At 61.3% G+C, this 24,273-nt stretch carries 25 protein-coding genes, 1 tRNA gene and 1 pseudogene; 11 read left to right on the top strand and 16 right to left on the bottom strand.

Annotated elements, in window-relative coordinates; all coding sequences use genetic code 11:
* Positions 1-170 precede the first annotated feature (170 nt).
* From BMZ42_RS03130 to BMZ42_RS03120, 3 genes are read left to right on the top strand one after another with little or no spacing between them, the layout of a single operon-like run.
* On the top strand, positions 171-536 hold the full coding sequence (locus BMZ42_RS03130) for a hypothetical protein (RefSeq protein ID WP_091518512.1): 366 nt from the start codon (positions 171-173) through the stop codon (positions 534-536).
* The gene (locus tag BMZ42_RS03125) at positions 536-1,843 is read left to right on the top strand and encodes a hypothetical protein (protein WP_091518510.1); all 1,308 of its coding nucleotides are present in this window, start codon (positions 536-538) and stop codon (positions 1,841-1,843) included. The genes BMZ42_RS03130 and BMZ42_RS03125 overlap by 1 nt, the downstream gene beginning before the upstream one ends.
* Positions 1,840-2,667: a COG3904 family protein gene (locus BMZ42_RS03120; protein WP_091518508.1), complete on the top strand. Its 828-nt coding sequence runs from the start codon at positions 1,840-1,842 to the stop codon at positions 2,665-2,667. Before BMZ42_RS03125 ends, BMZ42_RS03120 begins: the two co-directional genes overlap by 4 nt.
* A gap of 102 nt (positions 2,668-2,769) precedes the next feature.
* Here BMZ42_RS03120 and leuC read toward each other — a convergent pair whose 3' ends face one another.
* The 6 genes from leuC to BMZ42_RS03085 form a co-directional block, all read right to left on the bottom strand.
* Complete coding sequence (leuC, locus tag BMZ42_RS03115) at positions 2,770-4,182, bottom strand: 3-isopropylmalate dehydratase large subunit (protein WP_091518506.1); 1,413 nt, start codon at positions 4,180-4,182, stop codon at positions 2,770-2,772.
* 236 nt (positions 4,183-4,418) lie between these two features.
* The gene (locus BMZ42_RS03105; RefSeq protein WP_091518502.1) at positions 4,419-4,922 is read right to left on the bottom strand and encodes an MgtC/SapB family protein; all 504 of its coding nucleotides are present in this window, start codon (positions 4,920-4,922) and stop codon (positions 4,419-4,421) included.
* Positions 4,923-5,059: 137 nt separating this feature from the next.
* Positions 5,060-5,587: a 50S ribosomal protein L19 gene (gene rplS / locus BMZ42_RS03100; RefSeq protein WP_091518952.1), complete on the bottom strand. Its 528-nt coding sequence runs from the start codon at positions 5,585-5,587 to the stop codon at positions 5,060-5,062.
* A gap of 185 nt (positions 5,588-5,772) precedes the next feature.
* A complete protein-coding gene (gene trmD, locus BMZ42_RS03095; protein WP_091518500.1) occupies positions 5,773-6,486 on the bottom strand; it encodes a tRNA (guanosine(37)-N1)-methyltransferase TrmD in 714 nt (237 codons plus the stop codon).
* A complete protein-coding gene (rimM, locus tag BMZ42_RS03090) occupies positions 6,483-7,034 on the bottom strand; it encodes a ribosome maturation factor RimM (RefSeq protein WP_091518498.1) in 552 nt (183 codons plus the stop codon). The genes trmD and rimM overlap by 4 nt, the downstream gene beginning before the upstream one ends.
* Before the next feature lie 55 nt (positions 7,035-7,089).
* The gene (locus BMZ42_RS03085) at positions 7,090-8,028 is read right to left on the bottom strand and encodes a tyrosine recombinase XerC (protein ID WP_091518949.1); all 939 of its coding nucleotides are present in this window, start codon (positions 8,026-8,028) and stop codon (positions 7,090-7,092) included.
* A 117-nt stretch (positions 8,029-8,145) separates the two neighbouring features.
* Between BMZ42_RS03085 and BMZ42_RS03080 the strand changes: the two genes are divergently transcribed.
* Positions 8,146-9,387 carry a TraB/GumN family protein gene (locus BMZ42_RS03080; RefSeq protein ID WP_091518947.1) on the top strand — a complete coding sequence of 414 codons (1,242 nt, stop codon included), beginning with the start codon at positions 8,146-8,148 and terminating at the stop codon, positions 9,385-9,387.
* An 83-nt stretch (positions 9,388-9,470) separates the two neighbouring features.
* Here the strand turns inward: BMZ42_RS03080 and BMZ42_RS03075 are convergent, their stop codons facing one another.
* The 6 genes from BMZ42_RS03075 to BMZ42_RS03055 form a co-directional block, all read right to left on the bottom strand.
* Positions 9,471-9,722, bottom strand: a complete 252-nt coding sequence (locus BMZ42_RS03075) for a GlsB/YeaQ/YmgE family stress response membrane protein (protein WP_091518944.1) — start codon at positions 9,720-9,722, stop codon at positions 9,471-9,473.
* Between the two features lie 120 nt (positions 9,723-9,842).
* Positions 9,843-10,877, bottom strand: coding sequence for an aspartate-semialdehyde dehydrogenase (locus tag BMZ42_RS03070; RefSeq protein ID WP_091518496.1), 1,035 nt, complete (start codon positions 10,875-10,877; stop codon positions 9,843-9,845).
* A 165-nt stretch (positions 10,878-11,042) separates the two neighbouring features.
* Positions 11,043-11,177, bottom strand: a complete 135-nt coding sequence (locus BMZ42_RS18375) for a hypothetical protein (protein WP_280139837.1) — start codon at positions 11,175-11,177, stop codon at positions 11,043-11,045.
* Positions 11,178-11,296: 119 nt separating this feature from the next.
* Complete coding sequence (leuB, locus tag BMZ42_RS03065) at positions 11,297-12,403, bottom strand: 3-isopropylmalate dehydrogenase (RefSeq protein WP_091518494.1); 1,107 nt, start codon at positions 12,401-12,403, stop codon at positions 11,297-11,299.
* 196 nt (positions 12,404-12,599) lie between these two features.
* A complete protein-coding gene (gene leuD, locus BMZ42_RS03060; protein WP_091518491.1) occupies positions 12,600-13,205 on the bottom strand; it encodes a 3-isopropylmalate dehydratase small subunit in 606 nt (201 codons plus the stop codon).
* A gap of 128 nt (positions 13,206-13,333) precedes the next feature.
* Positions 13,334-13,774 carry a glyoxalase superfamily protein gene (locus tag BMZ42_RS03055; protein WP_091518490.1) on the bottom strand — a complete coding sequence of 147 codons (441 nt, stop codon included), beginning with the start codon at positions 13,772-13,774 and terminating at the stop codon, positions 13,334-13,336.
* Positions 13,775-14,075: 301 nt separating this feature from the next.
* Here BMZ42_RS03055 and BMZ42_RS03050 point away from each other — a divergent pair, with 301 nt between their 5' ends.
* Positions 14,076-14,948, top strand: coding sequence for an HpcH/HpaI aldolase/citrate lyase family protein (locus tag BMZ42_RS03050; protein ID WP_091518941.1), 873 nt, complete (start codon positions 14,076-14,078; stop codon positions 14,946-14,948).
* Positions 14,949-14,959: 11 nt separating this feature from the next.
* Positions 14,960-15,166, top strand: a complete 207-nt coding sequence (locus tag BMZ42_RS03045; protein ID WP_091518487.1) for a DUF1737 domain-containing protein — start codon at positions 14,960-14,962, stop codon at positions 15,164-15,166.
* Between the two features lie 212 nt (positions 15,167-15,378).
* Here the strand turns inward: BMZ42_RS03045 and BMZ42_RS03040 are convergent.
* A tRNA-Gly gene (locus BMZ42_RS03040) sits at positions 15,379-15,453 on the bottom strand.
* 247 nt (positions 15,454-15,700) lie between these two features.
* Here BMZ42_RS03040 and trxA point away from each other — a divergent pair.
* Genes trxA through BMZ42_RS03025 form a run of 3 tightly spaced genes read left to right on the top strand, consistent with a single transcriptional unit; the run spans position 15,701 to position 17,568 of the window.
* Positions 15,701-16,660, top strand: coding sequence for a thioredoxin (gene trxA, locus BMZ42_RS03035; protein ID WP_091518486.1), 960 nt, complete (start codon positions 15,701-15,703; stop codon positions 16,658-16,660).
* Positions 16,661-16,675: 15 nt separating this feature from the next.
* On the top strand, positions 16,676-17,347 hold the full coding sequence (locus BMZ42_RS03030) for an LON peptidase substrate-binding domain-containing protein (protein ID WP_091518483.1): 672 nt from the start codon (positions 16,676-16,678) through the stop codon (positions 17,345-17,347).
* A complete protein-coding gene (locus BMZ42_RS03025) occupies positions 17,344-17,568 on the top strand; it encodes a Trm112 family protein (RefSeq protein ID WP_091518481.1) in 225 nt (74 codons plus the stop codon). The genes BMZ42_RS03030 and BMZ42_RS03025 overlap by 4 nt, the downstream gene beginning before the upstream one ends.
* A 15-nt stretch (positions 17,569-17,583) precedes the next feature.
* Here BMZ42_RS03025 and BMZ42_RS03020 read toward each other — a convergent pair whose 3' ends face one another.
* From BMZ42_RS03020 to BMZ42_RS18220, 3 genes are read right to left on the bottom strand one after another with little or no spacing between them, the layout of a single operon-like run.
* Positions 17,584-20,877, bottom strand: a complete 3,294-nt coding sequence (locus tag BMZ42_RS03020) for an error-prone DNA polymerase (protein WP_091518479.1) — start codon at positions 20,875-20,877, stop codon at positions 17,584-17,586.
* The gene (locus tag BMZ42_RS03015; protein WP_244523145.1) at positions 20,874-22,427 is read right to left on the bottom strand and encodes a DUF6504 family protein; all 1,554 of its coding nucleotides are present in this window, start codon (positions 22,425-22,427) and stop codon (positions 20,874-20,876) included. The genes BMZ42_RS03020 and BMZ42_RS03015 overlap by 4 nt, the downstream gene beginning before the upstream one ends.
* A complete protein-coding gene (locus tag BMZ42_RS18220) occupies positions 22,327-23,256 on the bottom strand; it encodes an ImuA family protein (protein ID WP_139207828.1) in 930 nt (309 codons plus the stop codon). The genes BMZ42_RS03015 and BMZ42_RS18220 overlap by 101 nt, the downstream gene beginning before the upstream one ends.
* Before the next feature lie 201 nt (positions 23,257-23,457).
* On the opposite strand from BMZ42_RS18220, the gene BMZ42_RS03010 reads away from it, so the two are divergent.
* Positions 23,458-23,880: a metallopeptidase family protein gene (locus tag BMZ42_RS03010; protein WP_091518938.1), complete on the top strand. Its 423-nt coding sequence runs from the start codon at positions 23,458-23,460 to the stop codon at positions 23,878-23,880.
* Positions 23,881-24,070: 190 nt separating this feature from the next.
* Positions 24,071-24,273, top strand: a pseudogene (locus tag BMZ42_RS03005) (IS21 family transposase); the annotation flags it as partial.

Below are 24,273 nucleotides of genomic sequence, written 5' to 3'. Positions count from 1 at the left end.
GTGCGCTCTTGTGAGTCATTTCGCGCGCGCGTGTCAATTGAATCACGCACTGTGCAGGCGGCGATTAACCATATCGCGCGGTTGAAAACACCTCCCACTTAACAATGGTTAATAAAAGGTTAAAATTCTGCCCGATGAGGCCCGTAGTCTTGCCGTCAGGAGCGACCGTCATGCGCATGAAATTGCTTGCCCTCGCACTTGCTGCTACGGCGGCGATGACCAGCCTGCCTGCAAACGCCGAAGAGGCCAGGGGCAGGATCGAAGCCGACGCATTCGGCAATCTGATCATTATCGGCGCATCCGGCTACAAGCGCATTCTTGTTGGCCAGGCCGGCGCAATTGAAAATCGACAGCCGGATCGTTTGCTGCGTGTGCCTGCCGGTCCGCATGTAATTGGCTATCACACGCAGCAGGAACCGCCCGCTTCGGTGCGATGCTGGCGTCCGCCCCATATCTGGAAGGGACGCAGCTACATGTACGGCCTGCCTGACGGGGTGATCCCGCAGGCACCGCTCTACTGCGGACCCGAGCGCTGATGAGCCACGCACGCACCGCCCGCCGACTGAAGGAACACGTCGCCGCACTGGAGACAATGACGCGCTTCGTTCTGGCCACACTGGCTCTGGCGAGCGGCGTATACACCTATCTCGGCGTGCGCAGCCTTCTCGACGGCGACGCCACCTTCGTGTTCTTCGCGGCCATCGTTTATTCGGTCGCGGTGTCGGTGGGAATCTATGGATTCTGGATCTATCTGTCGCGATTCCTGCCGGAAATGCGCGACAATGGATCGCGTGCCACGCTGGTCGCAATCATGGCCGTCGGCTCGGCGATGATCATCGCCATGTCGTCCTGGCTGAACGCCGCAGCGCTCGCCGGCTCGGCTGCTGTCGAGCAGCACCTGGCGGTCACGCAGGAAGGCTATACCGCCGATCTCGACCAGGCCAACTCGAACGCCATCGGCGCCCTGTCACTGTTGCCTGACATACAGCGCGCCGGCGAACGATTTGCCCGGCTTGCCGATGACGAACGGCGGTCCGGCGCTCTGACCGGCACGTCAGGCTCTGGCTCTGTAGTGCAGCTTCTGGCGCAAATGGCAGCGCAGATGCGCGAACTGGAAGCAAATATTCAGGCGTCACGGGAAACGGTAGGCACGCTGTTTGAAAACGGGCAGATGCATCTGGCAACGATGCGGGGGCTGGTTTCGGCCAGCGGCCCGGTGCAGCCTCGCGCTGATGCCTTTGCCCATGAGGCCGTCGCGCTGGCCGGCGTCATCGCCGCGCTGGAACAAACCTCCATCGCGCCCTCCGTGGTCCGGGCAGCCGCAGACCTTTCCGTCGGCTTCATTGCGCCGGTGGCCGACGGCGCCAGTGCTGACCTTGCAGGCCGGCAAAACCAGATCATGGATACGATCCGCGCCTCTGTTGCCGCACAGTCGGACGCCCTGTCAGCAGCAGCAACCGAGATCATGAAGCAACCGAAGGTCGCCGAGCGTCGCTTCGTGCCGCTATCCTCTGCCGAAGCGGTCATTCTTTATGCCGGAAGCTTCCTGCCGAGCTGGGCAGGCGCGATCTCCATCGACCTTTTACCGGGCGTCCTCGTCGCGATGCTCGCTGTCGCCCATGCCGCCATGCGCCGCGGCGAAGAAGAACTGTCCGACGCCGACCGCATCACCGCAGCGGACATGCTGCGTGCCCTTGAATTGCACAACGCGCTCAACGCACGCGTCGAGAGTCGGGCCGCAACGGGCGGTGAACTCAGCGGTGAACCGGAGCCCTCGGGCGCATTTTCGGTCGAAAACGTCACGCCCATCGCCATGGCGGACAGGAAGCGAAACGAGACATGAGCCCGATCGAACCCACAATGCGTCGCAAACGAGGTTTCCTGATGCGTTATCTTGCGCGTTTTGACGATGGCGACATCGCCCGCTCCGTGTTCTACGGACTACTGGCCGGCGCCGTTGCCGTGATCGGGCTGGACCTGAAGACGCTTTACGATGATCAACAGCTCGGCAGGGGCAATGGAAGCGGTGCTGTCTATGTCGAACCAGCGCTGCCTGCGGCTTTACGCACGGCCGCGCCGGAACAGCCCTATCGACCTGATCCACGTCAACACATCACACTCGACGGCGAGGCGCTGCGCCAGCCGATGCAGTTCGAACTGCTTGCGGACGGGGTGATGCGCGCACAAGGCGCCATCGACGTTGGCGCCGCGCGCCGTTTCGCCGCCGAACTTGAACAACGCGGTGAATATGTCAGAACGCTCACGCTAAATTCCAATGGCGGATCACTTGAAGACGCGCTGTCGATGGCGCGACTGGTGCGCCAGCACGGTCTTGCCGTGACCATCGAGGATGGTGCGCTGTGCGCCTCATCCTGTCCGCTGGTTCTTGCAGCGGGCACAACCCGCAATGTCAGTGCGAACGCGGCGGTAGGACTGCACCAGTTCTATGCAGCCAGCGACATTCGCGACCTTGATCCGGCGCAGGCAATGTCGGCGGCGCAGGCCACCACCGCGCGGGTTTCACGCCATCTTTCCGAGATGGGCGTCGATCCGGCGCTGTGGCTTCACGCGCTCGATACACCGCCTCAAAATCTCTACTACCTCTCGCGCGAGGAGATGGAGGCCTATCGCCTGATCCACAGCGAACAGAAACTCGCCCGCCGCTGAACCCGCCCGAAACAACGACCAGATGCAAAAAGGCGGACCGCTTCCGGCCCGCCTGAATGTCAAGTCAGCCGCCGCGCAAAGCGGCGTTCAAGCCAGTTCCGCTCAATTCCACTCGCGAATATCGACGAAGTGGCCGGCAATCGCGGCAGCCGCAGCCATCGCCGGCGACACCAGATGGGTGCGGCCCTTGAAGCCCTGACGACCTTCGAAGTTGCGGTTGGAGGTCGAGGCGCAACGCTCATAGGGTGCGAGGCGGTCATCGTTCATCGCCAGGCACATCGAGCAGCCCGGCTCACGCCAGTCAAACCCGGCGGCGACGAAGATCTTGTCGAGACCTTCGGCTTCGGCCTGCGCCTTCACGAGGCCCGAACCTGGCACGATCATCGCGTTGACGGTCGAGGCGACCTGCTTGCCTTCGACGACCGCGGCGACTGCGCGCAGATCCTCGATGCGGCCATTGGTGCACGAGCCGATGAAGACGCGATCAATGTTGATGTCGGTAATCTTCGTCCCCGGCGTCAAACCCATATAATCGAGCGCGCGCAACTTGGAATTCCGCTTGTTCTCATCGGAGATCTCGTCCGGATTTGGCACGACGCCGGTTACAGAAACCACGTCTTCCGGCGAGGAGCCCCAGGTGACGATTGGCGGCAGCTTGGCAGCGTCGAGCACCACGACCTTGTCGTAATGCGCGCCTTCGTCCGTCGTCAGCGTCTTCCAATATTCCAGCGCCATGTCCCACGCCTTGCCTGTCGGCGCGCGTGGCTTGTCCTTCACATAAGCGAATGTCTTCTCATCCGGCGCAATGAGACCGGCGCGCGCGCCACCCTCGATCGACATGTTGCAGATCGTCATGCGGCCTTCCATCGACAGCGCGCGGATCGCTTCGCCGGCATATTCGATGACATAGCCGGTGCCACCTGCGGTGCCGATCTCACCGATGATGGCAAGAACGATGTCCTTTGCAGTCACGCCCTCCGGCAGTTGGCCATCAACACGCACCAGCATGTTCTTGGCCTTGCTCTGGATCAGCGTCTGGGTCGCCAGGACGTGTTCCACTTCCGAGGTGCCGATGCCATGCGCCAGCGCGCCGAACGCGCCATGGGTCGAGGTGTGGCTGTCGCCGCAGACAATCGTCATGCCCGGCAGGGTGAAGCCCTGCTCCGGCCCGATAATGTGCACGATGCCCTGGCGCACATCCTTCTCGGAGAAATATTCGACGCCGAACTCGGCGGCGTTGGCGGCCAGCGCCTCGACCTGGATGCGGCTTTCCTCGTTCTTGATGCCAAGGTTGCGATCCGGCGAAGTCGACACGTTGTGGTCGACGACGGCGAGCGTCTTTTCCGGCTGACGCACCTTGCGCCCCGTCATGCGCAGGCCTTCAAAAGCCTGCGGGCTGGTCACTTCGTGAACGAGGTGGCGGTCGATATAGAGCAGGCAGGTGCCGTCATCCTGGCGGTCCACGACGTGGTCGTCGAAAATCTTGTCGTAAAGTGTGCGCGGTGCTGCGGTCATGTGCGTCAATCCGTCGATATGGGAAATGGAATGGACAGGCCGGCGAATTGCCGGAGACGGAACTCAGCCTTGAAGGACGAGCGTCGCCCCGGAAATCCGCGCATAGAACCGTGCCGGCAGACGCTTTACGTCCTGCAGCACAAATCCCTTATAGGCCGGATGTCCGAATAATTCTTCCATGGGGTGCTCATACCAGCCTTTCGAAGGCTCGGCAATTGCTGCCGGGGCCGCGACTGTCAGCGGTCGGCTTCATCCCTGGGGCGCTCTTCTGCAAGCACGACCTTTTCAAGCGGGTGCAAGAAGCCCAGCACGATGACCGCAAGCACCGTGGCAAAGGCGGCGATCTGCCAGAAGCCAAGGCCGGCAGCCAGCCCGATCGCACCTGCGAGCCAAAGGCCCGCGCCGGTGGTCAGACCCTTGATGCGTCCGCGCGCGACGATGATCGTGCCTGCAGCCAGAAAGGCGACACCCGCCGTTACCGCCTCGATAAGGCGCAAAGGATCCTGACGCGCCCCTTCATCATTGAACTGGGTCGTGTGAACGATCTCGATGCCGATGATGGTGAAACATGCTGCCGCCAGCGCGACAAGGATGTGGGTGCGCAATCCCGCTGGCTGGTTTCGCCATTCTCGCTCGAAGCCAATGACCGCACCAAGAACAGTCGCGAGCGCCAGCCGGGCCGCAATCACCGAAAATGGCAGCCACGTCGCATGGCCAAAATCGTCAAGGATATCCTGCATGTGTCCCCTCACAGCGTCTGCCAGATTTCTCAAACGCAGCGCAGGGTTCAGGGTTCCGGGGACAAGACGCCGACAAACGAAAAATGGCGGCCCGAAGACCGCCATCGTTCAGATCAGGCTCGCGCCAGATCGTGATCTTATTCGGAAGCTGGTGCTTCTGCTGCTGCGGCTTCCGCCGCTGCTGCTGCCTCGGCGGCTGCCTTTTCGGCGGCCAGTGCCTGAGCTGCTGCAACCTTTTCAGCCTCGATGCGAGCGCGCTCGGCAACAACGGCCTGACGCTCTGCTTCGTTGAGCTTGCGGGCGCGCACGCCGGTGTTCTCGACGATACGAGCCGACTTACCGCGACGGTCGCGCAGGTAGTACAGCTTTGCGCGACGGACCTTACCGCGACGGACGACTTCGACGCCTTCAACCATCGGCGAGTAGACCGGGAACACGCGCTCCACGCCTTCGCCATAGGAAATCTTGCGAACGGTGAAGTTTTCCTGGATGCCGGCACCCGAACGGGCGATGCACACGCCTTCGTAGGCCTGAACGCGGGTACGCGTGCCTTCGGTGACGCGGACCAGAACGCGGACGGTGTCGCCTGGCTGGAATTCTGGAAGCGTACGCTTTGCTTCGATCTTGGCGGCCTGTTCGGCCTCAAGCTGACGGATAATGTCCATGACAGACTCCTCTTCTTGTTCTTTGAACAGCCAGAGCGCTCTCACTTGCCGTGCAGCCTTTTGCCGCGTGACTATGTTCATCTGCCCAAAAGCTGAAGAACAGGAGCGATTTCACCGTAATTGTTGACGGGATCGGGACGACTGCCCGGATTATGGGCGGCTCATACAGGTTTTTGCACAGGCTGTCACCTGTTGCCGGGTTCTTTTTTGCCGGGCGCTGCCGGGAGCAGGTCCGGGCGGCGCATCTGTGTCAATTCGAGCGCTGTCTGGTGCCGCCACTGAGCGATACGCGCATGGTTGCCCGAGGTCAGCACCTCCGGGATTGGCCGATCCTCGAACAATTGCGGACGGGTGTAGTGCGGGTGCTCGAGAAGGCCGTTCTCGAAGCTTTCCTCGGTGCCAGATTCATCATTGCCCATGACGCCGGGCAAGAGACGCACGATTGCGTCCAGCAGCACCAGCGCTGCTGGTTCGCCGCCCGACAGGATGTAATCGCCGATCGACACTTCCTCCAGGTCGCGCGCTTCAATGACGCGCTGGTCGACGCCTTCGAAGCGTCCGCAGACGATGACCGCCCCCGGACCCTGTGCCAGTTCGCGCACACGCGCTTGCGTCAACGGCTTTCCACGCGGGCTCATCAGCAGCCGGGGGCGCTGATCACCCGCCGGGGAGGCATGATCGATGGCGCTGGCCAGAATGTCGGCACGCAGCACCATGCCGGCACCGCCCCCTGCCGGCGTATCATCGACCGTGCGATGGCGGTCGGTGGCAAAATCGCGGATCTGGACGGTTTCAATCGACCATGCCCCCGCCTCCAGTCCGCGCCCCGCCAGCGACATGCCAAGTGCGCCGGGAAACATGTCAGGATAAAGCGTGAGAACCGAAGCGCGGAAGCTCATTCGCCGCGATCCTGCTCTGCCTCGTCAGCATCGTCATCGACCAGACCAGCCGCCTGTGTGTCGACACGAATGAACCCTTGGGCAATTTGAATGTCAGGGATCGCGGCCAACGTGAACGGGACCATGGCTGCGCGGCGACCGGCAAGGGCGATCTCGACAATATCGCCACCGCCGAAATTCTGCAGCCCGGTGACCTTGCCGATCACCTGATCTGCCTCGTCGCGTACGGCAAGACCGATGAGGTCGGCGTGATAGAACTCATCGTCTTCCAGGTCGTCGGGAAGCGCCGCGCGGTCGATGAACAGCTCGATGCCGGTGACAGCCTCGGCTGCGTCACGCGAGGTGATCTCCTTGAAGCGCACGACCACGACATTCTTGGCGGGGCGGATGCTGGCAACGGTGAACTTGCGGCCATCTGCGGCGCGCAAGGGGCCATAATCGCCCAGAGCCAGCGGGTCGCCCGTAAAGGTCTTGACCCTCACCTCGCCCCTGATGCCATGCGGCGCGCCGATCACGGCCATCTGCAATGTTTTAGGATCATTTGTCATCGGCTGTCTCTAATCGCAGATGCGCACCGTTTCAATCGCCGATCCGGAGAGCCCTTCAAGCTCGCGGGTGAGCCGTATCGTAGACCTCCAGCAGACGGGCGGTGTCGACATCGGTGTAGATCTGCGTCGTCGACAGACTGGCGTGGCCAAGCAGCTCCTGAATGGTGCGCAGATCACCGCCACGCGCCAGAAGATGCGTTGCAAAGGAATGACGCAAAGCGTGCGGCGTGGCGGTATCTGGCAGGTTAAGCGCCGCGCGCATCTTCTGCATCTCGCGCTGCACGATCGCCGGCTGCAGTTGCCCACCGCGCGCGCCGCGAAACAGGGGACCATCGGCCCCCAAATGCCATGGGCAAAGGCGTCGATATTCCGCCACCGTCTGAAAGGCAAAAGGCAGGACCGGAACGATACGCGTCTTCCCGCCCTTGCCGGCAATGCGCAACAATTTGTCATCGGGCGATGAAAGCTCGCTGCCCGCCAAGCCCAGCGCTTCGGAAATGCGCAGGCCGCATCCATAAAGCAATGTCAGGACCGCGGCATTGCGCGCGGCGATCCAGGGCTCCTCGGCCAATTGACCGCTCGTCGAAACCACTTTGCGCGCATCGATCGCCGTCAATGGCTTGGGCAAGGATTTCGGCTGTCGCGGCGCGCGCATGGCGGCCGCGCCGGCTGCATTGGCAAGACCGCGCTTTTCCAGATGGCGCAGCAGCGAGCGTACACCTGCAAGGCCACGGGCCAGAGAACGCGCGCCAACGCCATCATTACGGCGATGTGCCAGGAAAGAGCGCAGATCCATCGGCTTCAACGCAGCGATGTCGCCTATTCCGGGTGGGCCGCCGGCATGTTTCGTCATGAAGTGGAAGAATTGACGCGTGTCGCGCTCATAGGCTTCCACCGTCAGCTTCGACAAACGACGCTCGCTCGAAAGCGAGGCAAGCCAGTCGAGACGTGCCTGCTGAAGGTCTGGCCTGGCAGAAATCAAAAACTCATCCATGGCACGATGGTGCCGCATCAAGGTTAGCGTTGCATGAAGCTTTCCAGCCAGTCGAAATTTCCTGCCGCAGATTCGAAAAGTTTACCGTTTGGCCGCTTTTGTGATGCACTTTGGCGCATGATCCAGACCCCGCACGCCACATTTGCCGATCGCCTTGCCGTCCTCACGCTTCGGCTGCTTGCCATGATGAATGTCCTGTTTGCGGCTTTGTTCTACGGCGCACTCCTGTTTGCGGTCAGTCAGGCGCAAGCGGCGGAAACTGCCACATGCAACGGCCAGAACCTGCTTGCAGAGATCGAACACGACAATCCCGATCGCCTTGCAGCCATTCGCGCTGAAGCTGACGCAATCCCCAATGGAAAGGGTTTGCTGTGGCGCATTTCAAAAGACGGCGTCACCGATTCCTATCTGTTCGGCACCATGCACATGGCCGATCCGCGCGTGATCGATCTGCCGGCTGCGGCGCAGGATGCCTTTGACACAGCCTCCACCGTGGTCATCGAAACGACCGATATTCTCGACCAGGCGGCGATGATGGCATCGATGCTGAAGAATCCCGAACTGATGATGTTCACTGACGACACGACGCTGTTCTCGCTGGTGTCGGACGAAGATCGCGCCGTGATCGAGGATGCGCTGAAAAGCCGTGGCATCCCACCGGCAAGCGTCGTGAAGATGAAGCCATGGATGATTGCCTCCATGGTAGCGCTGCCGGCCTGCGAGCTTGCCCGCAAGGCCGCAGGCGCCCCAGTTCTGGATATCGAATTGGCGCAACGCGCGCAGGTCGACGGTAAACTTCTGGAAGGCCTGGAGACGGTCGAAGACCAGCTCGGCGCGATGGCCTCGCTGCCGATGGATTTTCACCTCCGCGGTCTGGTCGAGACGATAAAGCTGGGCGCGCGCATTGACGATGTGATCGAGACCATGATCGTCCTCTATCTGGACGGCGACACTGGCATGTTCTGGCCATTTTTCCGCGAGGTTCTGCCATCCGAAAGTGACCGGGATGGTGGTTATGCCGCATTCGAAGAGGCGATGGTCACCGCCCGCAACCACACGATGGCGGCGCGGGCCGATCCTTTCCTGACACAAGGTGGCGCGTTCATAGCAGTCGGTGCCTTGCACCTGCCGGGCGACAAGGGCCTGGTGTCGCTGCTGCGGGCGAACGGCTATATCGTCGAAGCGGTTGACAACGACGTACCGATTGCCGGCGGCGATGCAGATGAGCATGGTTGCCGCGCCTCAGCCGGCTACAGCTGGTGCGCACGAACCGCACAATGCGAGCGCCCGTGGGAACTGGCGGCAAAACACGGATTTGAAAACGACGCCGTGAGCTTCGCCAATTTCTGCAGTCAATGAAAAATCGCCGCGTCTGGCAAAGACACGGCGATCGAAATTCGAATGTTTTCTCAAGAATAGCAGGCTTGCCAGAGCCTATTGCCCTAGCTTCTAACTGCTCGTCCGAGGGCCAACAGAATACATGCGCCCACAAAACCGGCGATCAAATATCCAAGCCAGCCACCAAACGAAACGCCGAGCATCCCGAATATGAAGCTCGCCAGCGCGGCGCCGATAATCCCAAGAATGATGTTCATGAAAATGCCGGTGTCGCTCTTCATGAAGTTCGAAGCGATCCAGCCAGCAAGGCCGCCGATGATGATGGCTGCAATCCAACCAATGCCAGTTTCGTCCATGATGATCTCCCTCAATCCTTCGAAATGGAAGGTGAGGTAAAAACGCATGGACGAAAGAAAAGTTCCGTGAGCCGGTTCAGGCGCGATTGAGCGCACGCCTGAACCTTAGGCTCTGAAGGATCAGGCCGCCTGCTTCTTGGGCTGGATCAGGCCGCGTGCCACCAGCAACTCGGCGATCTGCACCGTGTTGAGGGCCGCGCCCTTGCGCAGATTGTCGGAGACCACCCACATGTTGAGGCCGTTATCGATCGTGGAATCTTCACGAATGCGCGAGATATAGGTCGCATCCTCGCCTGCCGCGTCGAGCGGGGTCACGTAACCAGCATCCTCACGCTTGTCGATGACCAGGCAGCCCGGAGCTTCACGCAGAAGTTCACGCGCCTCGTCGGCAGTGATCGGGTTTTCGAACTCGATGTTGACCGCTTCCGAATGACCGATGAACACGGGCACGCGCACGGCGGTGCAGGTCACCTTGATCTTCGGGTCGAGCATCTTCTTGGTCTCGGCCGTGACCTTCCACTCTTCCTTGGTCTGGCCGTCTTCCATGAACTCGTCAATGTGCGGAATGACGTTGAAAGCGATGCGCTTGGTGAACTTCTTGGCTTCCACCGGATCGGCGACGAACACGGCGCGCGTCTGGGTGAACAGCTCGTCCATGCCTTCCTTGCCCGCGCCGGAAACCGACTGGTAGGTCGAGACGACAACGCGCTTGATCGTCGCCTTGTCGTGCAGCGGCTTGAGCGCGACGACGAGCTGGGCAGTGGAGCAATTCGGGTTGGCGATGATGTTCTTCTTGGTGAAACCTTCGACGGCGTCCGGGTTCACTTCCGGTACGATCAACGGCACGTCGATGTCGTAGCGGAACGCTGAGGAATTATCGATCACCACGCAGCCCTGAGCACCGATCTTCGGCGACCATTCCTTCGAGATGGTGCCACCAGCAGACATCAGGCAGATGTCGGTATCGGAAAAGTCGTAGGTGGCGAGATCCTTCACCTTCAGCGTCTTGTCGCCATAGGAGACCTCGGTGCCGACCGAACGGCGTGAGGCCAGTGCGACAACCTCATCAGCAGGAAAGCCACGCTCTTCGAGGATGTTGAGCATTTCGCGTCCGACATTGCCGGTTGCGCCTGCGATTGCAATCTTGAAACCCATTCCCGTCGCTCCTTCTGGAGCATGATCGTGTTCGCCTAATGCGTCCCGAGATGGGGATCATGCTCAATCTCTCCGCTGGTTTCGCTTGGAGAAGACCCGCCGGCCGGTGCGGGTCCCGCCTCCCTCGGACCGGACCCGGGGAGAGGGCGAGCAGGCCGAGAGAAGTCAGACCGTTTTCGTGGTCGTCGTTTTGGCCATGGTTTTGGTGGAACGCGCGCGCGCAGCATCGGCTTCGGCAGGCATCTGCGATACACCACCAAACAAACCGGACGCCAGATATGCCATCAACAGGCCACGCATCGTTTTTCCTTCATTCGCGCCCGCCTTGTACGCTCTTTGATGACAGAGTCAATCAGCGTCACGTGACGGCAGGTGCGACCGGCGGTGGCAGGAGAGATCCGCACCGCCGGTCGGCATTATCAAGCTGCGCGGAACTTCGCGACAATGGCGTCGCCCATCTGGGTCGTGCCAACTTCGGTCATGCCGTTCGACATGATGTCACGGGTACGCAAGCCGTCGTCGAGAACAGCGGAAATCGCAGCCTCCAGACGGTCAGCTTCTGCAACCATATTGAACGAATAGCGCAGGCACATGGCAAAGGAAGCAATCATGGCGATCGGGTTGGCGATGCCCTGACCTGCAATGTCCGGTGCCGATCCATGCACCGGCTCATAAAGCGCCTTGCGCTTGCCGGTTGCAGCATCCGGGGCACCGAGCGAGGCCGACGGCAACATGCCGAGCGAACCGGTCAGCATGGCAGCAACGTCGGAAAGCATGTCGCCGAACAGATTGTCGGTGACGATGACGTCAAACTGCTTGGGCCAGCGTACCAGCTGCATGCCGCCGGCGTCGGCCAGCATGTGGGTCAGCTCGACGTCCTGGTAGCCGTTCTTGTGGGTCGCGGTGACAACTTCGTTCCACAACACGCCCGACTTCATGACGTTGCGCTTTTCCATCGAGCAAACCTTGTTGCCGCGGGTGCGCGCAAGCTCGAAGGCCGCCGCAGCGATGCGCTCGATCTCATAGGTTTCGTAGACCTGCGTATCGACGCCGCGCTTCTGGCCATTGCCAAGGTCGATGATTTCCTTCGGCTCGCCGAAATAGACACCACCGGTCAATTCGCGCAAGATCAAGATGTCCAGACCTTCAACGACTTCCGGCTTGAGCGACGACGAGGCCGCCAGTGCCGGATAGCAGATTGCAGGCCGCAGATTGGCGAACAGCTCCATGTCCTTACGCAGACGAAGAAGCCCTGCCTCCGGCCGGACTTCATACGGCACGCTGTCCCACTTGGGACCACCAACCGCACCGAACAGCACGGCATCGGCAGCCATCGCGGTAGCAACGTCGGCTTCGGAGATCGACTGACCATGCGCGTCGTAGGCGCTGCCGCCAACGAGCGCTTCCTCGGTCTCGAAACCAGCGTTCAGGTCGGCGTTCATCGCCGCGATCAGCTTTTTGACCTCCGCCATTGACTCAGGGCCAATGCCGTCACCTGGAAGAAGGAGAAGCTTGCGCGATGCCATGGGAAACGCCTTTCAGAGAATATTATAAGCCGCGCATTTGCTAACGGCAGGGAGGGATGTACGCAAGCCTCCATTGCACCATATTGCAGTCATCGATCGCAAAGATGCGCTGATGGCGCCGTACCGACACACTCGCTGTAAACGAAACAGCCGGCGCTTCTGCACCGGCTGAAACCATCAATATCAGGCAATCATCTCAAGCCCAGGGGCGATTTTCAGCATTCTGCTGTTCGAAATGATCGATCGACGGTGCTTTTTCCAGCGTCAAACCGATGTCGTCGAGCCCGTTGAGCAGGCAATGACGCTTGAACTCGTCGAGATCGAACGTGATGACTCCGCCATCGGGACCGCGGATTTCCATCGCCTCCAGATCGACCGTCAGCGTCGCATTGGCACCGCGCTGTGCATCGTCCATCAGCTTGTCGAGATCGTCCTGGCTGACCTTGATCGGCAAGATACCGTTCTTGAAGCAGTTATTGTAAAAGATGTCGGCGAACGAGGTCGAGATCACGCAGCGAATGCCGAAATCGAGCAGCGCCCACGGCGCGTGTTCACGCGACGAGCCGCAACCGAAATTGTCGCCAGCAACCAGGATCTGGGCATTTCGGTAGGCGGGCTTGTTGAGAACGAAATCCGGGTTCTCGGTCCCATCCTCATTGAAACGCATCTCGGCAAACAGTCCCTTGGCAAGGCCCGTGCGCTTGATCGTTTTCAGGTAATCCTTCGGGATGATCATATCGGTGTCGATATTGACGATCGGAAGGGGCGCGGCAACGCCCGTCAGCTTGATGAACTTGTCCATACTTCTGCCTGTGTTTCGGCCTCGGAAATCGTGTCGATGCGGCTTTACACCGGATAGCGCAAAATTCAAAGCCGGTTGGCACCAGCACAGGGAGGTCTCGAACGAGCAACGCCTCCCTGCGCGCCGTATCAGGCGCGGTGCAGCGCCATCGTGCCGTTCTCGGTGCCGGTGAGGCGACGGGACCGGCCATCGGCGCCGACAATCATTTCCACCCTTGTGCGCTCGGCCCGGAAATTCGGCGAGGTCGAGGCGTCTACCGGCGGCGAGAACTTCACCGTCACACGCCACAGATCGGGCTTGATGGTTTCGGCGACCCCGATGATGCGGCCGCTGGCGGCACGACCGTTGAAAGCGCCGGCAACCTGGTCGCCGACCGAAAACGGTGCAGCCGCCTGCACGGTGGACGCTGGCGTGTCGAGCCGCGCGGACAGCGTGTTCCAGTCGCGCGCGCCGTTCTGGCGGGCGACAATGTCGAGCGCCTTGCCGTGGCTCAGCGCCACGCCTTCAGCTGCCAGCGCCTCGCGCAGACGTTTTGCATGGGTCTTGTAGTCGGATGCCATCATGGTCATCGCGTTTCCTATCCTTTGAAGGACGGCAGACTGTCACGGGAGCCCACATTGCCGTTTCGGCCGTCATCAAGACAGGGAAACGAACTGATCGACGGAAGCTTCACCATGGCTTGCGCTGTGGGCGGCAGGCGCTTCCGGGCCCGGCGCACAGATAAGAAGCACACGACCCAACGTCAAGCCGAAAAGCCTTGTCGCAGGACAGGCCGAAGACACGTGCAAAAGCCGCAGGCTCTTCCCCTCACCGAACGATGAGATCGCCCAACGCTTGCATGCGCAAATGCATTGCGCCAGAAAGGTGCTCATGCCGATCAGACCCTATCGCCGCCGCCGTTCCGTTCTTTATGTCCCCGCGCTCAACCACAAGGCGCTGGCCAAGCTGCCCGCGCTGGCCTGCGACTGCGTCGTCATTGACCTCGAGGATTCGATTGCGCCCTCGCGCAAAGCCGAAGCCCGTGACGCGGTGAAACACTTCTTCGAAACACGGGTCGCGGATGGCAAGGAGATGGTCATCCGCATCAACGCGCTGTCGAGCGAATGGGGTGCGGACGATCTCGCCATGGCCCGCCAGTGCCGTCCCGACGCGATCCTGCTGCCGAAGGTGGAGACGGCGCGTGACGTGCTTGACGCCAACGATATGCTGGACGAACTCGATGCCCGCGCCTCGCTGTGGTTGTGGGCTATGGTGGAAACGCCGCGCGCGATGCTCAATCTCGGCGCGATCGCCGCGCTCGGGCGCGACCGCAGCGCAAGACTGGCGTGCCTCGTCGCCGGCACCAACGATCTGGTCAAGGACACCGGCATCCTCGCCACACCTGACCGGCGCTATCTGGTGCCATGGCTGATGCAGATGGTGCTGGCGGCGCGTGCCGGCGATCTGGACATTCTTGATGGCGTCAGCAACGATTTTCGCGATCTCGATGCGCTGGGGCACGAATGCGTGGAGGGCCGCAACATGGGCTTCGACGGCAAGACCCTGATCCACCCGGCGCAGATCGATCTCGCCAACAATGCGTTTTCGCCCGCGCCCGCGGAAGTCGAGGACGCACTCGCGATCCGCGCCGCGTTCGCACTGCCGGATAACGCCGACAAGGGCGTCATTTCGCTTGGCGGAAAGATGGTCGAGCGGCTGCATCTCGACCAGGCGGAGCGATTGCTCATCAAGGCTGGACTATAGAAAGGACGATCATGAAACTCTACCGCCTCCTGACCGGACCCGATGATTCAAGCTTCTGCCACAAGGTGACGCTGGCACTGTCGAAAGGCTGGCACCTGCACGGCTCCCCGACCTATGCCTTTGACGCCGAGACCAAGACAATGCGATGCGGACAGGCTGTGGTGAAGGAAGTCCACGGCAAGGATTACGACCCGCAAATGAAACTCGGCGAACAATAGACGTTCGATCGCACGGTCGGAGCAACCGCCCCTTCGCGCAAACGGGTCATTTTTGTAAGCGAGGCCGGATCGGCCTTGCTGCCGGTGGCGGCACCAAGGGGCCGCAGCCAGTTCCGACATGGATCGGCCTGAAAAGGACTTGTACTAGCCCCTAAACGCGAAAAAGCCGCGGAAAACCGCGGCTTTTCGATGCTGTCTTCCCGAAAGAAAACTGGAGCGGGTGAAGCGATTCGAACGCTCGACCCCAACCTTGGCAAGGTTGTGCTCTACCCCTGAGCTACACCCGCTCATGCAGCTGTCCGCCGCAAGCCGGTGTTGTATGGCGTAACTTTCCGATGAATGCAACAGGAAAAACGCAGCCATCCGATTGCGTTACGTAAACCGACTGGATCGATACGACTGGCCTGTATCGAAGGTCAGGGACGGGGTTGAAACTACCGCCACGATTGCCACATTTGGGGTAACACATCTCGACCGCAGGCCCGGTTGGGTTTAGACGGGTCGAAACGGCTGGATCAGGCGAGGACTTTTACAATGAGCGCTCAGGATAACCCCTACGGTGCCGGTTTCGGCGGGGACTACACAGTCCAGACCAATGGTGCGGCTGCGCCTCAAGGCAGCAGCGATGTCATCAAGGACACGACGACTGCCTCCTTTACTGCCGACGTCATCCAGGAATCGCGCAATCAACCCGTGCTTGTCGATTTCTGGGCGCCCTGGTGCGGACCCTGTCGCCAGTTGACGCCCGTGATCGAAAAAGCGGTTCGCGAAGCGGGTGGGCGCGTCAAGCTTGTCAAAATGAACATCGATGATCATCCGTCGATTGCGGGTCAGCTCGGGATTCAGTCGATCCCTGCCGTCATCGCGTTCCGCGATGGTCAGCCGGTCGATGGCTTCATGGGAGCGATTCCGGAAAGCCAGATTGCAGAATTCATCAACAAGGTCGGTGGGCCGGGTGATACCGAAGTAGCGCTTGCTGAAGCCCTTGCGGCTGCTGGCGAATTGCGGGCCGAAGGCGATGCACAAGGGGCCGCGCAGGTCTATGCCGGTGTGCTCTCGCATGCGCCTGACAATTTGACGGCCGTGGCCGGGCTGGCAGAGACACTCGTTGATATCGGGGATCTGGTGAATGCGCGCGAAGTGCTCGCCCGCGCGCCTGAAGGATCAGACGATGCCCCGGAGTTGACGGCCGTGCGCGCGCGCATTGCCCTGGCAGATCAGGTTGCAGAACTTGGCGATCGAGCCGAGCTGGAAAGCCGTCTTGCCGCCGACCCGAACGATCATCAGGCACGTTTCGATCTTGGCTTGATCCATAATGCGCTCGATCAACGTGACGAAGCTGCTGACGCGATGCTGGCGATCATGCGCGCAGACCGCGAATGGAACGAGGATGGCGCACGCCTGCAGTTGCTCAAGTTCTTTGAAGCCTGGGGCATGGCCGACAAGGCAACGCTCGCTGCGCGGCGCAAGCTGTCGTCGCTGTTGTTTTCCTGATGCAGGGAGGATGATGTGCAGGTTGGTAACGCACGCTATCTGAACGGAACGGATCTGCCGCATTCGGTTCCGATCTTTCCGCTGACGGCTGCACTGCTCCTGCCAGGTGGGCGCATGCCCCTCAACATCTTTGAACCACGATACCTGGAGATGGTCGATCATGTGCTGGCACATGATCGACTGATCGGCATGATCCAGCCTCGTCTTGATGGCGCGCTACGACATGACGGTGAGCCGGAACTGTGCGAGGTGGGCTGTATCGGCCGCCTCACATCCTTTGCCGAAACCGGCGACGGGCGCTATCTGGTGTCGTTGCAGGGCGTGTGCCGTTTCCGTATTGCAGAGGAACTGGCGGTGAAGACGCCGTTTCGACAGGCGCATGTCACCCCGTTCATTGCCGACCTCGACATCGAGGCGGGGGCGAGCGAAGTCGATCGAACGGCGCTGCTGAAGGCGTTTCGCGCCTATCTGAAGGCCAATGAAATGGAAGCTGATTGGGACAGTATCAGCCGCGCTGAAAATGCCACGCTGGTCAACGCCCTTTCGATGATGGCGCCTTATGGCCCTGCCGAAAAGCAGGCTCTGCTTGAAGCTCCTGACCTGAAAACGCGGGCGGCGACGCTGGTTGCAATGACAGAGATCGCCCTCGCACGCGCTGACGACGAGTTCGGGGCGAGCCTGCAATGAGCAACGGCAACGACACCCAGATTTCACGAAATGGCGGTGTCGATCCGAAGCTTTTGGAGATGCTTGTCTGCCCGCTGACCAAGGCGGCATTGTTGTGGAACCCCGACACCAGCGAACTTGTCTCGCGTGCTGCGCGTCTTGCCTATCCGGTGCGAGATGGTGTGCCGATCATGCTGCCTTCCGAGGCGCGCTCCCTTGATGCTGAAGAGCTGAATGGCTGAGGCGCGCCTGCCGGGTTAGTGAAAGTTTCGCCCTTTCGGCATGACTGCACCGACGTTGCGCTCCGATTGCGGACCGCGTCTGTCGAGGCCAACCGGGTGGCGTATTTCATCGACCTGACCGGTGAAATTCACTTTTCTCCACGCTTCCGACAAGGTTTCGAGACGTGCGCTGAGGTCCTCGATCCGGTCGGCGACGACGTGGATGACGTTGGACACCGATTGCACCCTGCCGGTCACCCGCACCAGTCGCGCGCCCATCACCACCGGGCGGAAGCGGTCGAATGTCCTGGTCCACACAACGATATTGGCGATGCCGGTCTCGTCTTCCAGCGTCATGAAGATCACTCCTTTGGCCGAACCGGGTCGCTGGCGCACCAGCACCAGTCCGGCCACGCTGACCCGCTTGCCATGGGGAACCGAGATCAACGCCCCGTTTTCCAACACGCCTTCGCGGGCAAGTGTGGCACGCAGGAAAGACAAGGGGTGGTCCTTGAGCGAGAATGACAGCGCCCGGTAATCTTGGATGACGTGCTCGCCGGCCGGCATGGCGGGAAGCTGCACCGCTGCCTCGGTGTCGCGCAAGTGCAGGTCCGGCCGCTCGAACAGCGGCAGGCGCTCGGCAGCCCCCTTCTCGTCCAGCGCCCGCACCGCCCACAGCGCGGCGCGACGGTCGAGCCCGAGTGAGCGGAACGCGTCGGCTTCGGCCAGTTTCTGGATTTTTGCACGCGATAGCCCGGAGCGCAGCCACAGATCGCGCACCGAACTGTAGCCCGCACCGCGATGGGCGACCAACGCCGTCACCGCCTCCTCGCCGAGCCCCTTGATCTGCCGCAGGCCGAGACGCACCGCATGGGCGGTGCGGATCACCGATTTCATCTCGCGGTGGCGCGCGGCAATTCTGCGCGGATCGAACGCTGCCGGTTCGAGCGTGCTGTCCCATGTGGAAAAATTGATGTCCGGCGCGCGCACCTCGACGCCATGCTCGCGCGCATCGCGCACCAGCTGGCCGGGGCCGTAAAACCCCATCGGTTGCGAATTCAGCAGTCCCGCCAGAAACACGTCGGGATAGTAGGTCTTGATCCAGGACGAGGCGTAAACCAGCAGCGCGAAGGACGCGGCATGGCTTTCGGGAAAGCCATATTCGCCGAACCCCTCAATCTGGCGAAAGCAGCGTTCTGAAAAACCGCGCGGATAGCCCTTCTTCACCATGCCCTCGACCATCCGCTCCCTGTGCTGATCGAGCGTTCCGCTGCGTTTGAACGTCGCCATGGCGCGACGCAGTTGATCGGCTTCCGCTGGCGAGAAGCCGCCGATGTCGATGGCGATCTGCATCGCCTGTTCCTGAAACAGCGGCACACCCAGTGTGCGCTTGAGAATATTTTTAATTTCAGGGCCGGGATACTCGACGGGTTCTTTGCCTTCCCGCCGGCGCAGATAGGGATGCACCATGTCGCCCTGGATCGGGCCGGGACGCACAATCGCGACCTCGATGACGAGATCGTAGAATTCGCGCGGTTTCAGCCGTGGCAACATCGACATCTGCGCCCGGCTCTCGATCTGGAACACGCCCACAGTGTCGGCGCGGCAGATCATGTCGTAAACCTCCGGCCGCTGGTCGCGATGCAGCGCGGTCAGGTCGAGCTTGCGGTCATACTGTGCGTCGAGCATCTCGAAACAGCGGCGCAGACATGACAGCATGCCGAGCGCCAGGATGTCGACCTTGAGAATATTGACCCGGTCGAGATCGTCCTTGTCCCACTCGACCATGCGCCTGGTTTCCATGCCGGTGCGCACGATCGGCACGATCTCGTCGAGACGATCCTGCGTGATGACGAAACCGCCGACATGCTGGGTCAAATGGCGCGGAAACGCCTTGATCTCGTTGGCGTGGCGCAACAGATGCGCGGTGGTCGTATCCTGTGTATCGAGGCCCGCGGCTTTCGATTCCTGTTCGCCGAGTTCCGATGACGACCAGCCCCAGATCGAGCCGGACAGCGCCGATTGCGTGTCTTCCGACAGGCCGAATGCCTTGGCGACTTCGCGCAGCGCCGAGCGACCGCGATAGGTGGTGACGGCGGCGGCTAAAGCGGTCTGCTTGGCGCTGTATTTGTCATAGATATAGGCCATCACGATCTCGCGCCGCTCGTGCTCGAAATCGACGTCGATGTCGGGCGGCTCATCGCGCTCGGTCGAAATGAACCGTTCAAACAGCAGGCTGTTAAGCGCCGGATCGACCTCGGTAATGCCAAGGCAGAAACAGACGGTGGAGTTGGCGGCGGACCCGCGCCCCTGACACAGGATGCCTTCGCGTTTGGCAAACCAGACGATGTCGTGAACCGTGAGGAAATACGGCGCGTAACGCTTGTCGCGGATCAGGGCGAGCTCGTGGCGGATCGCAGCATCAACCTTTTGCGGGATTTTCTCCGAGTAACGCCAGTGCGCGCCGCCCCATGCCAGCCGTTCGAGCAAGGCCTGCGGGTCTGCATCGGCCTCCTGCGGATAGATGTGGCCGAGCTCCTTCAGCGAGAAGGCCAGCGTTTCGGCAAAGCGGAGGGTTTCGGCCAAAGCTTGCGGGTGGCGGGCAAACAGTCGCGCCATCTCGACGGGCGGCTTGAAATGGCGCTCAGCATTGGCGCGCAGCGCGAAGCCGGCTTTGGCAAGCGGGGTGTTGAGCCGGATCGCCGTCACCACATCCTGAAGCCTGCGTCGGTCGGCGCTGTGATAGAGCACCTCGTTGACCGCCATCAGCGGCAGGGCGGCAGCTTGCGCCAGTGCTGCTGCCTGTTCCAGCCGGAACCGGTCGTCGCCGCCGTGAAGCGGGGCGACAGCAAGCCGGATGGCGGTGCCGAAGCGGTCGCGGCAGCGGCGCAGCAAAGCCAAAAGATCTTGCGGTTCCTGCAAAAGATCAGGCAGCACCGCCAGTGCGATGCGGTCGCCCCAATCAAAAATGTCGCTCTGCAACAGCTCTGGCTTGCCCTTCACGCCGCGCTCATTGGCGGTCGTCAGAAGGCGGCACAGATGCCCCCAGCCGGCACGGTCCTGCGGATAGGCCAGCATGTCGGGGGTGCCATCGGCAAACACCAGTCGTGCGCCCGGATGAAACGGAATATCCGCTGCCTCTGCCGCTTTCCAGGCGCGTACGACGCCGGCGACGCTGTTGCGGTCGGCAAGGCCGAAGGCGCGGTAGCCCAGCGCACCTGCCGCAACCGCCAACTCTTCCGGCCTGGAAGCGCCGCGCAGGAACGAGAAATTCGACTGCACGGCAAATTCCGCATAGGGGATCGCGACTGATGGGGCGGGCGCGGTCATGCGAACAAACCATGCAGGAACCAGCGCGGCGTGCCGGTCGGCGCGCCATACAGCCCGTGGCGGTAGATCCAGAAGCGGCGGCCATCTTCGTCCTCGACGCGAAAGTAGTCGCGTGTCGGCTCGTCATCCTCGCCGCCCAGCCACCATTCCGGCGCGATGCGTTCCGGCCCCTCGGCGCGGGCGACACGATACAGCACCCGCCGCCAGCGGAAATTGCGCGGCGGTCCCTCCGGTATTTCGGCCATGGCAACATCGACGGGTTCAGGATGCGGCAGAAGCCGGATCGGGCGCTCGCGCATCGCGGTTTCCGGGCTGGCTGATATCGACTGGCCGGTGAAGGGCATGTTCGCTACCGCCCGCTCTGGCAAATGACTCTCCACCAATGTCATGGCGAGGATCGCCTCGTTGCCGAGCCGGGCGCGGATGCGGTCGGCAAACAACGCCAGATCTGCGTCATCCGACCGGCTGCCCGCCACCATATCGCTCTGTTCAGGCTCGAACCGCGCTGCCGCCATCACCGAAAGCCGGATCAGTTCGAAACCGCAGCCGGCTTCCATCTCGCCCAACGCGGTCAGCCGTTCGCGAAACAGCTTCAGCACCAGCGCCGGTTCACGCAGCGGTCGCGATGCGCCGACCACCAGACGCTTGACCACGCCATCGACCCGAAACAGCGACAATTGCAGGCTGCGCGCGCCTTCGCCACGCCGCACCAGATCCTCTTGCAGCGTTCCCGCCATGATGAAGATCAGCCGTTCGACTTCCTCACCCTGGACGACCGGCTCGGCCAGATGCCGCTCCACCGAGATCGGCGCAACCGGCAATCGGGGCGACACGGCTTCATCGACCGCACCAAGCGCCTGGTCGAGACGTAAAAGCAGGCCGGCACCGAAGCGGCGCGCCAACGGCGGACGCGGCGCATGCAGAATTGCCTCGACAGTGCGCAGGCCGACGCTTTTGAGGCTGGTGCGTAGCGCAGGTTCCAGCCGCAACGCGGCCAGCGGCAGCGGTGACAGTGCTTCCGCCTCGTCGCCAGGGGCGACGGGTACAGGCTTCAGAAACCGCGCCGCCGCCCACGCCATACCCGGCGTCGAGGCCAGCCCGACGCGGGCACAGAACCCCTGTTCGGTTAGACGCCGGCCAAGATCGTCCAGCATCGCCTGCTCGCCGCCAAACAGATGCGCGCAGCCGGTGATGTCGAGAAACAGGCCATCGCTGCCGGCAAACGCCACCAGCGGCGTGTAGCGGTCGCACCAGTCGGCAAGGCTTGTCAGCAACCGTCGATCGGCGTCCGGTTCGGCCTCGACGATCTCGACCTGCGGATACATCGCCCTGATATCGGCAATGCCGAGCCCGCGCCGCAGCCCCAGTGCCGCACTTTGCTCGCAGATCGCGGCGACCCGCTGTGCGTTGCTGTCGCGATGGCTGATGACCAGCGGCGGACGGAGCGCGTCAGGCGATCTTGCGCAGCGCCAGTTGCGCCCCAACCGGGTGCGCAAAATGCGGTCGCTCGCCAGATAGGGCAGCCACAGCGCCAAAATCCTGCGCCCCATCGGCAAGGTCTGGTCTTTCATGAAAGGCGCATTCATCTTGGTTCCATTCCAGCACGGCTTTTGCGGGGATCGCGGATCGGCTGCGGCCGATCTCGGCGAGGAAGGCCGGCGGGCCGATCGAACCGGTGAGAAACCGCGACAGAACGCGGCGCTCGCCGGCAGGAGCCGGCGAAACGATCAGGCGCACAGGCGCGGCGGTCGGTTCGGGAAGCCCGGCCTGGCGCAAAAGAAAAAATGGTCGCGCCGCGTTTTGCGCCCGCCGGTGCAGACGGCGTGTTGCAGTCAGATCCAGTTTTCTGCTGTGCCCGCGAATCTCAAGGATGACGGCGCTGAAACCGGACAGGCTTGCTGCTTCCTCGGCGACCCACAAGGCGTCCTCAAGACGGTGAATGTCGGCCAGCAGAATGCTGCTGGCAGAAAGCCCGAAGCGGTGTATCAGACCTGGCGCATAAGGCCTGCCTGCCTCCGCGATCACTTCGCTGCAGGTGATCCACAAAAGGGGACTTTCCCTTGAATCTGCCTTGCGCGCTCTGACGCACAAGGCCAGCGTAAAACCAGCCACCGCACCGGCATCGCGTGTCTGACGACCATGGATTTCCGTCAGTGCGCCAAGCGGCAGACCACCGCCCAATGCGGCATCAAATCTTGCCGCCCCGGTTGTCAGGGTCTGTGCCGAAGATGGCAGGCCGCTGCGACGCAACAGCATTTCATCCTTTTGGGCAGGCGCAGTCACCGGTGATTCGAACCGCTCAGGTTGTCGGCCTTCGATCCTTGCGATTTCCCGGCGCAGGGCACAAACGGCCTCACGCGCCACGGCGTTGGTCGCCATGATGCTGTTCTTTCGACAAATGTTCTCTATTTGTTCCTATAGATTCCAGAACTGTCGGAATGAGTCAAGCAAGCGACGATAAGAATTTATTCCTCATCGTGTCACTTTATGACGAAGAGAAGGTGCACGCTTCGTCATAGCGTCGTATGAGGGCTCGAAAGCGAGGCTGCAACGGTCTATATGGCAGCCAAAGGACAAAGCATGGCTCGTATCTACAAGACTCGCGACTGGAGCGACCAACTCTCCCCTTCGTTGCAAGAGTTCGAACTTTTGGCGCTGGAGACATATGCTCATCTGCCAGCTGAGTTCCGGCAGTTGACGGGCGAGATCATTATCCAGATTTCTGAATTCCCGACGGAAGAGATCATGGATGATCTGGCGCTGGAAACGCCATTCGATCTGCTTGGTCTGTTCGAAGGGCGTGGCATTGCCGAGCGTTGGAACCCATCGACAGGCGAAGGCCCGAACCGTGTCACGCTTTATCGCCGCGCTATCCTCGATTATTGGGCTGAAAACGAAGAGACTTTGGGCGACATCATCTCCCATGTCCTGATTCATGAGATCGGCCACCATTTCGGCCTGTCCGACGACGACATGGAAAATATCGAGGCAAGCGCAGATTAGGGGCCGGACCCAATAGTTTTGTTTCTTTTGGAATAGCTAAGTCACATTTGGGTTTTGCGGTCCGCTAGACTAAGTGTGATTTTTCATGGAATGAGGACCCTGTTTAAGGGGTGATTTTCGTCCAAACGGGACCCCTTAACGTGGGGTCATCAAAATGCCTCCGGTTTCATCGGAGGCATTTGTGTTTTGGATGTTGATTGTGGAGACGATTGCAAAGATACGCCGGCTTTCGCGGGTTCAGGGCAAGTCGATCAAGGCGATTTGCCGCGAGTTGAAGGTTTCACGGAAAGTGGTGCGCAAGGTGCTGCGCTCGGACGAGACCGAGTTCCGCTACGAGCGCAAGCATCAGCCCTATCCGCGGATGGGGGCATGGCGCGAAGAGCTTGACCGGAT

This window comes from Aquamicrobium aerolatum DSM 21857 (assembly GCF_900113935.1).
Classification (GTDB): Bacteria; Pseudomonadota; Alphaproteobacteria; order Rhizobiales; family Rhizobiaceae; genus Aerobium; species Aerobium aerolatum.
This window is presented reverse-complemented; position numbering and strand designations above follow the sequence as displayed.

Excerpts from the sequence above, each read along its gene's own strand:
- BMZ42_RS03130 (WP_091518512.1), top strand. The coding sequence starts at position 171 with ATGCGCATGAAATTGCTTGCCCTCGCACTTGCTGCTACGGCGGCGATG.
- BMZ42_RS03045 (WP_091518487.1), top strand. The coding sequence starts at position 14,960 with ATGAAACTCTACCGCCTCCTGACCGGACCCGATGATTCAAGCTTCTGC.
- trxA (WP_091518486.1), top strand. The coding sequence starts at position 15,701 with ATGAGCGCTCAGGATAACCCCTACGGTGCCGGTTTCGGCGGGGACTAC.
- BMZ42_RS03105 (WP_091518502.1), bottom strand. The coding sequence starts at position 4,922 with ATGCAGGATATCCTTGACGATTTTGGCCATGCGACGTGGCTGCCATTT.
- trmD (WP_091518500.1), bottom strand. The coding sequence starts at position 6,486 with ATGAGCTTCCGCGCTTCGGTTCTCACGCTTTATCCTGACATGTTTCCC.
- BMZ42_RS03120 (WP_091518508.1), top strand. The coding sequence starts at position 1,840 with ATGAGCCCGATCGAACCCACAATGCGTCGCAAACGAGGTTTCCTGATG.
- BMZ42_RS03010 (WP_091518938.1), top strand. The coding sequence starts at position 23,458 with ATGGCTCGTATCTACAAGACTCGCGACTGGAGCGACCAACTCTCCCCT.
- leuD (WP_091518491.1), bottom strand. The coding sequence starts at position 13,205 with ATGGACAAGTTCATCAAGCTGACGGGCGTTGCCGCGCCCCTTCCGATC.
- rimM (WP_091518498.1), bottom strand. The coding sequence starts at position 7,034 with ATGACAAATGATCCTAAAACATTGCAGATGGCCGTGATCGGCGCGCCG.
- BMZ42_RS03055 (WP_091518490.1), bottom strand. The coding sequence starts at position 13,774 with ATGACCATGATGGCATCCGACTACAAGACCCATGCAAAACGTCTGCGC.
- leuC (WP_091518506.1), bottom strand. The coding sequence starts at position 4,182 with ATGACCGCAGCACCGCGCACACTTTACGACAAGATTTTCGACGACCAC.
- BMZ42_RS03050 (WP_091518941.1), top strand. The coding sequence starts at position 14,076 with ATGCCGATCAGACCCTATCGCCGCCGCCGTTCCGTTCTTTATGTCCCC.
- BMZ42_RS03080 (WP_091518947.1), top strand. The coding sequence starts at position 8,146 with ATGATCCAGACCCCGCACGCCACATTTGCCGATCGCCTTGCCGTCCTC.
- BMZ42_RS03075 (WP_091518944.1), bottom strand. The coding sequence starts at position 9,722 with ATGGACGAAACTGGCATTGGTTGGATTGCAGCCATCATCATCGGCGGC.
- BMZ42_RS18375 (WP_280139837.1), bottom strand. The coding sequence starts at position 11,177 with ATGCGTGGCCTGTTGATGGCATATCTGGCGTCCGGTTTGTTTGGTGGT.
- BMZ42_RS18220 (WP_139207828.1), bottom strand. The coding sequence starts at position 23,256 with ATGGCGACCAACGCCGTGGCGCGTGAGGCCGTTTGTGCCCTGCGCCGG.
- BMZ42_RS03020 (WP_091518479.1), bottom strand. The coding sequence starts at position 20,877 with ATGACCGCGCCCGCCCCATCAGTCGCGATCCCCTATGCGGAATTTGCC.
- BMZ42_RS03070 (WP_091518496.1), bottom strand. The coding sequence starts at position 10,877 with ATGGGTTTCAAGATTGCAATCGCAGGCGCAACCGGCAATGTCGGACGC.
- BMZ42_RS03015 (WP_244523145.1), bottom strand. The coding sequence starts at position 22,427 with ATGGGGCGCAGGATTTTGGCGCTGTGGCTGCCCTATCTGGCGAGCGAC.
- BMZ42_RS03125 (WP_091518510.1), top strand. The coding sequence starts at position 536 with ATGAGCCACGCACGCACCGCCCGCCGACTGAAGGAACACGTCGCCGCA.
- BMZ42_RS03085 (WP_091518949.1), bottom strand. The coding sequence starts at position 8,028 with ATGGATGAGTTTTTGATTTCTGCCAGGCCAGACCTTCAGCAGGCACGT.
- rplS (WP_091518952.1), bottom strand. The coding sequence starts at position 5,587 with ATGGACATTATCCGTCAGCTTGAGGCCGAACAGGCCGCCAAGATCGAA.
- BMZ42_RS03025 (WP_091518481.1), top strand. The coding sequence starts at position 17,344 with ATGAGCAACGGCAACGACACCCAGATTTCACGAAATGGCGGTGTCGAT.
- leuB (WP_091518494.1), bottom strand. The coding sequence starts at position 12,403 with ATGGCATCGCGCAAGCTTCTCCTTCTTCCAGGTGACGGCATTGGCCCT.